The 12,689-nt window shown below is 39.9% G+C and carries 11 protein-coding genes, 1 tRNA gene and 1 pseudogene; 9 read left to right on the forward strand and 4 right to left on the reverse strand.

The genetic code is table 11. From position 1 onward, the window contains the following. Positions 1-40: 40 nt before the first annotated feature. Positions 41-1,468 (reverse strand): siroheme synthase CysG, encoded by a 1,428-nt coding sequence (cysG, locus tag D172_RS01560; RefSeq protein ID WP_007378442.1) that lies wholly within the window; start codon positions 1,466-1,468, stop codon positions 41-43. Positions 1,469-1,918: 450 nt separating this feature from the next. On the opposite strand from cysG, the gene deoC reads away from it, so the two are divergent. Both deoC and D172_RS01570 read left to right on the forward strand, forming a co-directional pair. Continuing rightward, positions 1,919-2,671, forward strand: a complete 753-nt coding sequence (gene deoC / locus D172_RS01565; RefSeq protein ID WP_007378443.1) for a deoxyribose-phosphate aldolase — start codon at positions 1,919-1,921, stop codon at positions 2,669-2,671. Further along, positions 2,655-3,170, forward strand: a pseudogene (locus D172_RS01570) (hypothetical protein). The gene deoC and the pseudogene D172_RS01570 overlap by 17 nt, the downstream one beginning before the upstream one ends. A gap of 37 nt (positions 3,171-3,207) precedes the next feature. Here the strand turns inward: D172_RS01570 and D172_RS01575 are convergent. The 3 genes from D172_RS01575 to D172_RS21635 all read right to left on the reverse strand — a co-directional run bounded on the left by D172_RS01575 (position 3,208) and on the right by D172_RS21635 (position 8,451). Next, positions 3,208-4,338: a CsgG/HfaB family protein gene (locus tag D172_RS01575; RefSeq protein ID WP_007378446.1), complete on the reverse strand. Its 1,131-nt coding sequence runs from the start codon at positions 4,336-4,338 to the stop codon at positions 3,208-3,210. A 133-nt stretch (positions 4,339-4,471) separates the two neighbouring features. Beyond that, complete coding sequence (locus D172_RS21630) at positions 4,472-6,721, reverse strand: hybrid sensor histidine kinase/response regulator transcription factor (protein WP_007378447.1); 2,250 nt, start codon at positions 6,719-6,721, stop codon at positions 4,472-4,474. A 23-nt stretch (positions 6,722-6,744) separates the two neighbouring features. Continuing rightward, positions 6,745-8,451 (reverse strand): ligand-binding sensor domain-containing protein, encoded by a 1,707-nt coding sequence (locus tag D172_RS21635; protein ID WP_007378448.1) that lies wholly within the window; start codon positions 8,449-8,451, stop codon positions 6,745-6,747. A gap of 260 nt (positions 8,452-8,711) precedes the next feature. On the opposite strand from D172_RS21635, the gene D172_RS01585 reads away from it, so the two are divergent. From D172_RS01585 to rplL, 7 genes are all read left to right on the forward strand, one after another. Then, positions 8,712-8,788, forward strand: a tRNA-Trp gene (locus D172_RS01585). A 131-nt stretch (positions 8,789-8,919) separates the two neighbouring features. Further along, positions 8,920-9,297 carry a preprotein translocase subunit SecE gene (gene secE, locus D172_RS01590; RefSeq protein WP_002958877.1) on the forward strand — a complete coding sequence of 126 codons (378 nt, stop codon included), beginning with the start codon at positions 8,920-8,922 and terminating at the stop codon, positions 9,295-9,297. A 4-nt stretch (positions 9,298-9,301) separates the two neighbouring features. Beyond that, positions 9,302-9,865, forward strand: coding sequence for a transcription termination/antitermination protein NusG (nusG, locus tag D172_RS01595; protein WP_007378450.1), 564 nt, complete (start codon positions 9,302-9,304; stop codon positions 9,863-9,865). 213 nt (positions 9,866-10,078) lie between these two features. After that, positions 10,079-10,507 (forward strand): 50S ribosomal protein L11, encoded by a 429-nt coding sequence (gene rplK / locus D172_RS01600; protein ID WP_002958879.1) that lies wholly within the window; start codon positions 10,079-10,081, stop codon positions 10,505-10,507. Positions 10,508-10,510: 3 nt separating this feature from the next. After that, complete coding sequence (rplA, locus tag D172_RS01605; RefSeq protein WP_007378451.1) at positions 10,511-11,215, forward strand: 50S ribosomal protein L1; 705 nt, start codon at positions 10,511-10,513, stop codon at positions 11,213-11,215. A 323-nt stretch (positions 11,216-11,538) separates the two neighbouring features. Then, positions 11,539-12,033, forward strand: a complete 495-nt coding sequence (gene rplJ, locus D172_RS01610; protein WP_007378452.1) for a 50S ribosomal protein L10 — start codon at positions 11,539-11,541, stop codon at positions 12,031-12,033. 74 nt (positions 12,034-12,107) lie between these two features. Beyond that, positions 12,108-12,470 (forward strand): 50S ribosomal protein L7/L12, encoded by a 363-nt coding sequence (rplL, locus tag D172_RS01615; protein WP_002958882.1) that lies wholly within the window; start codon positions 12,108-12,110, stop codon positions 12,468-12,470. Positions 12,471-12,689 lie beyond the last annotated feature (219 nt).

Raw genomic sequence — 12,689 nt, forward strand, 5'->3', positions numbered from 1 at the left:
TCCTACTAAAATGATTAAAAGTTACAAATTTAAAATTCGGTTATGTATTTGATACATCTGTTAGCGGCTGTGCAAAGCTGCTTGTTTGCTCGTTTTTCCCAAACCACGCTAGTTGCGAGTGCAGGGCGGCTACTTCACCAATAATGAGTAGCGCAGGCGATATAATGCTGTTGCGTTCAATTAAGTCGGCAAGTTCGCCTAATTGGCCTGTTACTACACGCTGATTTTTACGTGTACCGTTTTCGATAATGGCAACAGGGGTGTCGGCTTTGCGGCCATGTTTTAAAAGCTCGCCTTGTATGTGCGGCGATTTAATTACGCCCATGTAAATAGCCAGCGTTTGATTTGCTTTTGCCAGCGATTGCCAATCAAGTTCTTGACCGTCTTTTTTACAGTGGCCAGTTACAAATTGAATGGCTTGTGCATGGTCGCGATGAGTAAGCGGAATACCCGCGTAAGCACTACAACCTGCAGCGGCTGTAATACCTGGTACAATTTGATAATTTACGTTGTTAGCAGCCAGTACTTGTACTTCTTCGCCACCACGGCCATAAATAAACGGGTCACCACCTTTAATGCGGCATACTTTTTTGCCTTGTTTAGTAAGGTCGACCAGCATTTGGTTGGTATCTTCTTGAACAACACTATGATCGCCTAAACGTTTGCCTACACAAATAAGGTCAGCATCACGGCGCACTAGTTCCATAATTTCGTCAGAGACTAAAAAGTCATAAACGACGACGTCGGCTTGTTGCATAAGTTGCAGTGCTTTAAGAGTTAAAAGCTCTGGATCGCCAGGGCCTGCACCTACTACATATACTTCGCCTTCAGGTTCTGCTTTCGCATCTAGCATTTGCTCTAGTTGCTGCTGTGCGGCTTGGGTATCGCCGGTTTGTACTTTACTCACGACAGATGAGTCGAACACGCCTTCCCAAAATTGGCGGCGGTCTGAAAAATGCTTAAAGCGTTTTTTTACTTTGTCTCTAAAGCCACCGACAAGTGTTGCAAGTGGGCCAATATGATGCGGAATAAGGGTTTCGAGCTTTTCGCGTAAGCGACGTGCAAGTACCGGCGCTGTGCCAGCACTTGAAATAGCAATCGTAATTGGGTCACGGTCAACAATGGATGGGAATATAAACGTACATTTAGGTTGGTCATCAACCACGTTTACAAACACATTGCGGGCATTGGCAAGTTCAAATACGTTGTTGTTTACTTCATCGCGGTCGGTTGCTGCAATAACAAGCATTTTGCCATCAAGGTGCGATTCATCAAAATAAGCATCAATAAGCGTTACTTCATTATTATGTGCATGCTCTTTTAGTTCGTCGCAAAACCAAGGTGCTACTAAGGTAACGCTTGCTCTCGCTTTTAAAAACGCGCGACATTTGCGTAATGCGACCTCTCCACCGCCAACAACCAATACTGGTTTGTTGTCGAGTTTGGTAAAGATAGGTAAATACTGCACGTTAATAAGACCCCTAAACAAATTCAAATATAAGAAAACGCTTTATTCTGATAAGCAGAATATAGCGGCTATCAATAAGTAAAAAATAATTAAAACCAAGTTGATATAACCAAAAGTTATAATAGGTGGGCTTTTTAGGCCTAAGAGCTAGTTAACAAGGGATTGCGCCGAGTTACAAGTAAAATAACCAGCTTATAGTGTTTGGTTATGAGCTATAGCGAGTTTGGTTAAATTTGTTAATATGGAGGCATATCAAATTTTGTACTTATACCAATTGCATTAAATTAGTGATCTATTATAACGACGAGAAAATAGCTCAATAACAAGGCTAAAATTATGATACATAGTTGTTCTATATAAATAGTTTTTAACGTAGTTAGTGCGTTATTTAATACGCTAAAATGATCATGTTTTTAATAAAATTGGTATTACATAAGCAACGGAGCTCTAATGACACAACACCAAAAAGATGCCGCATTAGCAGTCGCACTGATGGATTTAACAAGCTTAAACACCAGCGATACCACCAAAAGCATTCAAGCACTTGTTGATAGCATAAATCCTACCTTAGGTACGCCTGCCGCAGTATGTGTTTATAGCGATTTTGTTGATGATGCAAAAATAGCACTCGCAGCGCGTGAGCTTAACCATGTAAAAGTGGCAACAGTCACTAACTTCCCAACGGGTGATGCACCAATAAGTGATGTAATTAACGAAACACTTATTGCAATAGAGCGCGGTGCTGATGAGATTGACTTGGTTATTCCTTATAAAAAGTTAATCGCGGGCGATGCTCAAACTGTACTTAACTATGTAAGCGAAAGTAAAAAAGCGTGTGGGTCGCGCGCCCAGCTAAAAGTAATAATAGAAAGCGGCGAGCTAAAAACTGACGCGCTTATTAATCAAGCCACGGAGCTTGCAATTGAAGGTGGTGCTGATTTTGTAAAAACCAGTACGGGTAAAGTCGCTGTAAATGCCACGCTTGAATCAACAAAAATTATGCTCAGTGCAATTAAAAATACTGGTAAGCATGTTGGCTTTAAAGCCGCCGGTGGTGTTAAAACAGTGGCTGATGCCAGTGATTATTTAGCGCTTGCACGCGCGATAATGGGCGATGATTACCTGCAAGCAAATACATTTAGGTTTGGTGCTTCAAGCTTACTGAATGATGTTTACAAGGTGTTGAATGAAACGCAGCAGTGATGAGGAAAAGCGTCAGTTAGAGCATGATGCGGCTAAATTGTTTTTACGCTGTTATGAGCAACAGCAAGGCATTCATATGCGTAATATTTGGCATAATGAGCCGAATAAACCTGACGTTAGTTGTTATCAAGAGAATGAACAGCTTGATATAGAAATTGCTCATCTATATGCCAGCGAAACAGAAGCGATGGCTGTTTTAGGACGCCCGCTGTCAATGCAAATGCAACGAGATTTGGCAGACATGGCATAAAAGCCAAGTGAACACAGATTGCGGGCTGCATTAGAGCGGTTGCTGAAACAAAAAGCGAAAAAACGTTACTATTCAGAGCGTACTTGGCTTGTTATTCGTAACGCGAGTACTATTTGGCGCAAAGCTGACTTTGAAGCTGTAATCAATGACCTTAACTTTCCAAGAACCTATCAATTTGAGCAAATTTGGTTAGTGTGTGATTTTTATCGTGGTGAGTTATTACGTGTGGATGAAAAACGGCCTATATAACAGCCGTTTTCAATTTTAAGCTTAAAGCTAATACTGATTAATTAAACTTAAACATGTTGCCTATACTTTCGAGGCTAGATTTGTTCGTTTTGGCAATACAACCACTGTCATCAAGTGACTTTTTAGTTGTTTCATCAGCTAAACCGGTTACTTTGAGTTTTTTGTCTTGCTGATACTCACGAAGCGCGATAACTGTTTTACGATCGTATTCAACATCTTGTGTTTCAAACTCTTCGTAGTCAGGCTGATTTCTTAGGTAACCCAAACAAACTAAGCTTAGGCGTGACATTGCTAAATCCATTTTTTCATAATGCGGCATTCTATGAGTGGGTACATCAACTGTTACAGCGCTCTTGCTGGCTGCTTTTGCGCGTTTAGTAGCTGGTGGCGGCGCAGTGTAACCCGGTGCTAACGTGTTGTTACTGTTATAGCGATAGTAGGTATCTGGAATTTTAGTTTCTAAAAACTCAACCGCTTTAATAATAACTTCACGCAGGGCTTTTTCTTTAGGGGTATCGGACCATCCACTAATATTGCCACCAACGAGCGCGCCACCAAAATTGGTTGCAGCGCCTGTGAAATCAAAATCTTTACTACCCCCTTCAACACTCGTTGCAGCTAAAATGCGTGATGTGCGAGTATCTATAAGGCGTAGATCAATTGCCATATGTGAACCCGAAAAACCGGCAGATACAGAGCTAAATACATCACCGATAAAGCCGCCACTGCCAACACTTGCACCAGAGCTATCGTCATCAAATTCTGTTACCGCAGCAATCACGACTATTTCAGCACCTTCAATCTCGCCATAAGCAGCACCCGATGAAGCGCTAACGCGACCTGAGGCTGCTAGGTCTTGTTCTGATAAAACAGCATCAAGCGCTTGGCGCTCTAAAACAATAAAGCGGTTTGTTGATACTAGAGCCGTAGTTAATTGATCAGCCATACCGTCGCCTATTTCTTTGCGCCACCATTTTGAGTTGTTAGATTTATCGGTAAAGCGTGCAACAGCAATACGAGCTTTAGGGCCATTGTATTGTTCTTGTGCAACTGCATTTATGTCTGGTGAGTTTTGACCTGAAGTGACATTTGTAGAGGTGCTTTGACAAGCGCTCAGAGTGGTCGTTAATAGTGCCGTTAATAATAGTTTTTGTGGTGCTTTTAACATATGACTGTCCTTAATTAATATGCTTAAAGGAAATGTTGTGCATTTCCTTCAATATTTATATTCATGTTAATTTAGTTAAATCAGTAGGTTAAAAATAGTACTGGTGCGAAATATTTAGTCACACAGGCGAAATTTATGAGGATTTTTCACGAAACTGTTTTGGGGACATGTTATATTTTGATTTAAAGCAGCGGGCAAAGTAGCTTTGTGAATTAAAGCCAACTTGCTGTGCTACTAAACCAATCGCAAGCTCACTATTTTTCAAAAGCTCTTGTGCAAATTCTAAGCGAATGTTTCGAATGTAATCGCTTGGTGTTAGGTTGTACAAGGCTTTCATTTTTAATTGTAAAGCGCGAGGGCTAAGATAAAGCGCAGCTGCAAATTCTTCCACGTTAAACGCTTCGTCTTGATAATGCTCTTTTACTGTCGTTTTTACACGCTCGGTAAATACATAATCTTTACTTTGCGCCATTTGTGGGTCGAGCTCGATTGTTTGTGATAAAGCAGGTAGTTGTTGTTTTAAATTTTGATTGAGTACTTCTCTAATCGTTAATAATCCTTGAACGCGGCTTAATAACAGCTGTGGTTCGAAGGGTTTACTTAAATAATCATCAGCAAGTAAGTCCAGGCCCTTTAATTTGCTGCGCGTATCAGCCTTTGCTGAAAGTAATAACACCGGGATATGGCTAATAGCCGTGTCGCTGCGCAGTGCTTTAATAAACTGATAGCCATCCATAACAGGCATCATTACATCACTTATTACCAAGTCAGGCATTTCGCTTTTACATAAAGCTAAACCTAGCTCTCCGTTAACGGCGTTTATACATACGAAGTTGCTAATAAAGAGTGACGTTAGTAAATCACGCATTTCATCGTTGTCTTCGATAATAAGAATTTTATTGTTTTTTACTGCACATAAATTATTGCTTTTAGATACAGCAAGAGCTGTAAGGTTAGAGGTTTTGTCTATTTGAGTTGTTGGGAGTGAAACAGTAAAACAACTGCCTTTGTTTAATTCACTTTTAAGTTCAATAGTTCCTCCATATTGCTCAACTAGCTGCTTCACCAGCGCTAAGCCAATACCGCTACCGCTTTGATTACTCGTATCTATGCGTGTAAATCGTTGGAAAACTGCCTCGAGGTGCTTTTTATCTATACCAACACCAGTGTCTGAGACTATGACGGCTAATATTTGTTTTTGAGTTAATAGCTGAAGTAATACTTTACCTCCGTTCGGGGTGTATTTTTGGGCGTTACTTAATAAGTTACTGATAATAGAAACTGTATGATTTGGCTCTAATTCAATGAGAATATTTTTTTGCGTTAAATCTTCAAACTCGAACGTAATATTTTTTTGTTTAAATAAAGGAGTGAAATCTTCGATTAATTGTTCAACTACCGGATTTATAGCATAGGGTGTTACGTGTTTCACTGCAGTGCTTGGGCGCTGACTGAGCTGTAAAAGTTGGTTTATTTGATCCAATAGCTTATGGCTATTACGTTGAATCATCGCTAGTTTTTGTTGGGTGTCTGAATCTTTATGACTTTTTAGTAAACTATCAAGTGGCGCTAATATTAAGCTCAATGGTGTTTTAAGTTCATGGCTAACGTTATCTAATAGCTGGGTTTTTAAGCTGCTAAGTTCTCTCTCTTTTAAGTTTGCTTGCTCTGCAACTTTAGCTCTATACCTTGCTGTTATAATTAACCATATTATAAATAATACGATAATGATGTAAGTGACATAAGCAACATTGTTCTTCCACCAAGGTGGAGTAACCGTAAGCGCAACCATCGTTTTATCATCACTCCATTGGCCGTATTGGTCTTTAACTTTTACAATAAAGTGATAGCTTCCTGCGGGAAGTTGAGAATAGCTAACTTGCCTCTGATTTTTGTTTGCGTATAAAAACTGCTTATCTAATCCAGCTAACTTGTAAGCATATTGGTATTGAGAAGGGGGCTCTGCACTGTTTAAAGCAGAAAACTTAAAACCGATAGCACCATCTTCTTCTTTAAAAAAGAGTCTGTCTGTATAGCTTATAAGCTTAGCCGCTTGAATCTTGTTTTTTATATATTGCTGCGTTGCGACTGACTGGTTATAAATAAGTAAGTCTGTAATAACGGGTTCTGGGGGTTGAGTTGCTAGGGTTAGTTTTAACGGATCAAATTGATTAAAACCGTTAATACCACCAAAAAATAGCTCGCCGTCATCTGCTTGAAAAGCGGCACCTAAAATAAAAGAATGATGCTGTATACCGTTTGCGGGTAAAAAATGCTGCATTTGTTGAGTTTGAGGAGCGTAACGGGTTAACCCCTGATTACTGCTTAGCCACAAGTAACCGCTGCTGTCTTGTTTAATTGCAAAAATATTATCGTTAAGCAAGCCATCGAACTCTGTAATGTTTATTACTTTGTTTGGATATTTAACTTATTTAACCCGCCAAAAGTACCTACCCATAAAGTGTTTTTATCTTGTAAATGCAAGGATGTAACCATGTCATGCGTTAAACTATTAGGCTTTTTAAGATCGCTTTGGTAGTGAGTGAATGTTTCATCATTTAAAGAAAATTTATTTAATCCTACGCGGGTTCCAGCCCATATCGCGTTGTTCTCACCGTCATAAGTAATACTAAAAACAGTATTATTTGAGATGCTATTTTCATCTGCGCTGTATTTAAAGTGTGTAACTTGCAATGTATCGGGATTAAATCGCGTTAATCCTTCATTACTGCCCAGCCACAAATTACCAATATGGTCGCCCTCGATTGCATAAATACGGTTACTGCTGAGTTGGTGACTTTGCATAGTAAAAGCTGAAAAGCTATCATTAACTGGGTTATAAAGCAGTAAACCACCTCCATACGTGCCTACCCATATGCGCTTATTGGCATCTTCATAAAGACTAAATATATTGTTATTAGTTAGGCCAATATTGTGGTTTTTATCTGCTTTATAGTGTTTAAATCCTGTGTCAGTTTGTTTGTTAAGTCCGTCGCGCGTGCCCACCCAGAGTATGTTGTTACTATCTTTGAGTATTGCTCTTACAAAGTCATTCGAAATCGAAGCCGAGTTATTGCTTTGATGCTTTTGATGACCAAACTGAATCTGTCTTTTATCATAGCGATGTAACCCATAACCATCTGTACCAATCCAAATAATCCCTTTAGGGTCTTGGTAAAGTGACAATAAGTGGTCGTTAGCTAAGCCATGCTTTAAATTTGGAGAGTAAGTAAGTTGCTGAAACTGTTTACTTAATAAAATATCTTTAGTTTGATAATAAAGACCATGGCCATAAGTGCTTACCCATAGGTTTTTTTCATCATCAATAAGCATATCAGTTACCCAAACATTTTTGAGTTGCTCAAAGTTATAAAATGCGAGTGTGTTTAAGTCAAAAACACTTAGACCAGTTTTGCCTCCTATAATAAATTTGCCGTTTGGTACTTTTTTTAATTGCCAGAGCTGTTTAGGGCTATTAGGTATGTATGTGAACTGATTTGCTTTTGAATCGAACTTAATAAGCCCAATATTACTTGCTAACCAAAGGTTTTTTTTATCATCAAAAAGCATATCTTTAAAAACAACATTTAATTGATTTGTGCTCTGATAAGAAAATAACTCGGTAGTACCTGTTTTTGTATTTAACCGAGTAAGTTGCCCCTTATCGTGACCAATCCAAATTGTTTCTGGGGAATTAGAGGTTATTGTTGAAATGCGTTGGTTTGTAATAGAGGGGGTTGAATACTGGTTAAAAACACTAAAACCTCCTGTTTCAGTATTTAATAAGTTGAGGCCGTTGCTTGTCGTCGCAAACCAAAGTTGGCCGTTTTCTAAATTCAGGCAGTCTGTAATCCAATTCCCCGAAATACTCGATTGTGAAGGATTGAATTTATAGTGTTTAAATTCATATCCATCGAATCGGTTTAGGCCGCCTTGGGTCGAAAACCAATGAAACCCCTTTTCATCAGTGGTACTGCAGGTGATTGAATTTTGAGATAAACCTTGTTCATTTGTATATGTATCTAAGTACAGTGGTAGGGCGAGCGAGCTAGTATGAAATAATAATAAAAGGCTGATGACTTTATATTTTATGATTGTTTTAATTGCTTTCACAGACTTCCTATCTCTTGTGAATCCCTTAGGGAGCGTTGACCTTTGTGGATTGAAATTTGTTCAATCTAGGGGCTATTTAGTCGCGGCGCGAGTTTTGTAGCCTAGTGGGCTAAGTAAAAACCGAGTATCTAGTCAATCATAAACTGCTTTTTAATCAATGTTAAGATTGATTTTTCAATGCAATGTTGAGATTTTGCATTGTGGGTATCTTTTAGGCTTGTGTTAATGAACTGCGTAAGTATAATAGGCATCCACTTTGCAGGGGCGTAGTTCCAATTGGTAGAACAGCGGTCTCCAAAACCGATGGTTGGGAGTTCGAGTCTCTCCGCCCCTGCCAGTTTTACTTGTGATTGAGTAGTCTGAGATTAAAAACCGGTTTAAATTAAGTCTGTTTTTAAGTTTAGATTTTAATGGATTAACCCTGCCGTAGTGTAGGGTTGTTGTGTCTGTAGTTAAGGTAATAATATTATGAGCACGAATGTAGAAACACCATCAAGTGCGATGGAGTCAGTAAAGTGGTTAGTAGCAATCGCGCTACTTGCAGGCGCAGTTGTTGGTAATCATATGTATGCAGATCAATCTGTATTACTACGTGCTATCGGCGTTGTTGTTGCAATAGCGGCCGGATTAGCAATTGCCTCACAAACATTTAAGGGACGTAACTTTCTTGCTTTCGCTAAAGAAGCTCGAATTGAAGTACGCAAAGTTATTTGGCCAACTCGCCAAGAAACTACCCACACGACATTAATTGTAATGGTTGCAACAGTGATTATGGCACTTATCCTTTGGGGATTAGATGGCATTTTATTCCGCGCTGTTGGCTTTTTAACTGGATTGGAGATCTGATCCCATGTCGGATGAGAACGAGAACAAAGAAATTAAATTACGTTGGTACGTAGTACAGGCTTTTTCTGGTTACGAAAAGCGTGTAGCACAAACGTTAATTGAACATATCAAAATTGAAGGTCTTGAAGCGAGCTTTGGTGAGATATTAGTACCAACTGAAGAAGTTGTTGAGATGCGTGCTGGTCAAAAGCGTAAGTCTGAGCGTAAATTCTTCCCAGGTTATGTATTAGTACAAATGGATATGAATGACGCAAGCTGGCACTTAGTGAACAGCACTGAACGCGTAATGGGCTTTATTGGTGGAACGTCTGATCGTCCAGCTCCAATTAGTCCTAAAGAAGCAGAACGCATTCTTAATCGTTTACAAGAAAATGCTGAAGCACCTAAACCTGCTACATTATTTGAACCAGGTGAAGTTGTACGCGTTACAGATGGACCATTTGCAGACTTCAGTGGTGTAGTTGAAGAAGTTGACTACGAAAAAAGCCGCGTAAAAGTATCTGTACTTATTTTTGGTCGTTCTACGCCAGTTGAGCTTGAATTTGGTCAAGTTGAACAAGATAAGTAATTGATTAAAAAAGCTTCGCCACTATTTTTTTAAATTTTGGCACGAAGCTTGAAAAAGGCCGCTGATTATCTTATAATCAGCGGCCTTTTTGTATTAAGGTAAAATTTATTTTTACTGTGCAAAAAGTACGAAACCAATTTTTAAACTGGGAAGCCGTTAGAGTACGCGTCCTCGCGCGCACAAGGCTGAGACCCACCAAATGAGGTATTTATAATGGCTAAAAAAGTTGAAGCTCTAATCAAGCTACAAGTTGCCGCTGGTATGGCTAATCCTAGTCCTCCAGTAGGTCCTGCACTAGGTCAACACGGTGTAAACATCATGGAATTCTGTAAAGCGTTTAACGCACGTACAGAGTCTATCGAAAAAGGCGCTCCAGTTCCTGTAGTGATCTCTGTTTACGGTGACCGTTCATTTACGTTCGACATGAAAACGCCACCTGCTGCTTACTTACTTAAGAAAGCTGCTGGTATCAAGTCAGGCTCAGGCCGTCCTAACACTGATAAAGTAGGCACAGTAACTCGTGCTCAACTTGAAGAGATCGTTGAGACAAAACGAACTGACCTTACAGCTGCCGATATGGACGCAGCGGTTCGCACTATCGCAGGTTCTGCGCGTGCGATGGGCTTGAACGTAGAGGACTAAGAAATGGCTAAATTAACTAAACGTATGCGTACTATCCGCGAAAAAGTGGAAGTAACTAAAGATTACGAAATCAATGAAGCAGTTGCTCTTTTAAAAGAGTTAGCGACAGCTAAATTCGTAGAAAGTGTTGACGTTGCCGTTAACCTTGGTATCGATGCTCGTAAATCTGATCAAAACGTTCGTGGTGCTACTGTACTACCTAACGGTACTGGTCGCGACGTTCGTGTTGCTGTATTCACACAAGGCGCTAACGCAGAAGCTGCGAAAGAAGCTGGTGCTGAATTAGTAGGCATGGAAGATCTTGCTGAGCTAGTTAAAAAAGGCGAGATGAACTTTGACGTTGTTGTTGCATCACCAGACGCTATGCGTGTTGTTGGTCAACTAGGTCAAATCTTAGGCCCACGTGGTCTAATGCCAAACCCTAAAACTGGTACTGTAACGCCTAACGTTGCAGAAGCAGTTAAAAATGCTAAAGCTGGTCAAGTACGTTACCGTAATGACAAGAATGGTATCATCCATACTACTATTGGTAAGGTTGATTTCACAGCTGAGCAACTTCAACAAAACCTTGAGTCACTAATTGTTGCACTTAAGAAGGCTAAGCCTTCTCAAGCTAAAGGTGTTTACTTGAAAAAAGTAACTATCTCTACAACAATGGGCGCAGGTGTTTCTGTTGACCAAAGCACTTTAACTACAACTGTAGCTTAATTTAGTGTTTACATGGCGTGAAATTTGTACTATAATTTCGCGCCATTTTGTTGATTAATTTATTAGTCGGCAAAGTAAAGAATTCGGGTTGAAGTTCATAATTTCGTTAAGTCTTAGGGTTTAACGATAAATTGGGCTTCCGTCCAAGACCGTAGGTGGCTTCGGCCTTAATATTCACCTACGTAGACGGTGTAGACCCCAGATAGATTTTTCCTAATCCTTCTGGCTCTCGCCGTAAAAAGCATCTCTACTTTGTTTGGTAGGGAAGAGTAAAACAGGGGAATCCGATAATCGGTATCCCCATTAAACCAGGAGTAACACCCATGGCTTTAAATCTTCAAGGCAAAAAAGCAATAGTTGCTGAAGTCAACGAAGCAGCCAATGGTGCTCTATCTGCAGTTGTTGCAGATTCTCGTGGTGTAACAGTTGGCGCAATTACTGCCCTTCGTAAAGAAGCTCGTGCAAACGGTGTTTGGATGAAAGTTGTCCGTAACACTTTAGCAAAACGTGCTCTTGAAGGAACAGATTTTGAGTGTCTTTCTGATTCATTTGTTGGTCCAAGCTTAATCGCTTTCTCATCAGAGCACCCAGGTGCTGCTGCGCGTATCTTTTCAGATTTCGCGAAAAAGAATGAGAAATTCGAGATAAAAACGGCCGCTTTTGAAGGAAATGTTGTTAATGCAGCAATGCTTGCTACATTACCTACATACGATGAAGCTGTTGCACGCTTAATGAGTGCTATGAAAGAAGCGTCTGCTGGCAAATTGTGTAAAACAATTGAAGCAGTACGTCTACAGAAAGAAGAGCAAGCTGCTTAATTTTAAGCTGTTTAATCACTTTCGGTGTAAAATTTATTTGGACGTAATGTCCGTTAATTATTAGGAAATTTGTAATGTCTGTATCTAAAGACCAAATCCTTGACGCAATTGCTGAAATGTCAGTAATGGACGTTGTTGCTCTTATCGAAGCAATGGAAGAAAAATTCGGCGTAACTGCTGCAGCTGCAATGGTAGCTGGTCCAGCTGCTGAAGCTGCTGAAGAGAAAACAGAATTTGACGTAATCCTTACTGGCGCTGGCGCTAACAAGGTTTCTGCAATCAAAGCTGTTCGTAGCGCAACTGGCCTTGGCCTTAAAGAAGCGAAAGCTCTTGTTGAAGCTGCTCCTACACCTGTTAAAGAAGGTGTATCTAAAGAAGAAGCTGAAGCACTTGCAAAAGATCTTACTGAAGCTGGTGCTGAAGTTGAGGTTAAGTAATTTAGCTTTTGCTAAGTTCGCTGCCTGAGAAATCAGGCAAGGGCTGGTGATTATTTAATCACCGGCCTTTTTGCGCTATAGAGTGATCCACTCTTTTAGTTCAAATAAAATCTGATTTTTTCTTTACTTTCAACGCTTTATAGTTTGCTAGTGTTAAAGTGGGATCTAATTAGAACAACAGTTAAATGTTGTAAAAATCTTGGCATAGCTGCCAGTTAA

This window comes from Pseudoalteromonas sp. Bsw20308 (genome assembly GCF_000310105.2).
Taxonomy (GTDB): domain Bacteria; phylum Pseudomonadota; class Gammaproteobacteria; order Enterobacterales; family Alteromonadaceae; genus Pseudoalteromonas; species Pseudoalteromonas fuliginea.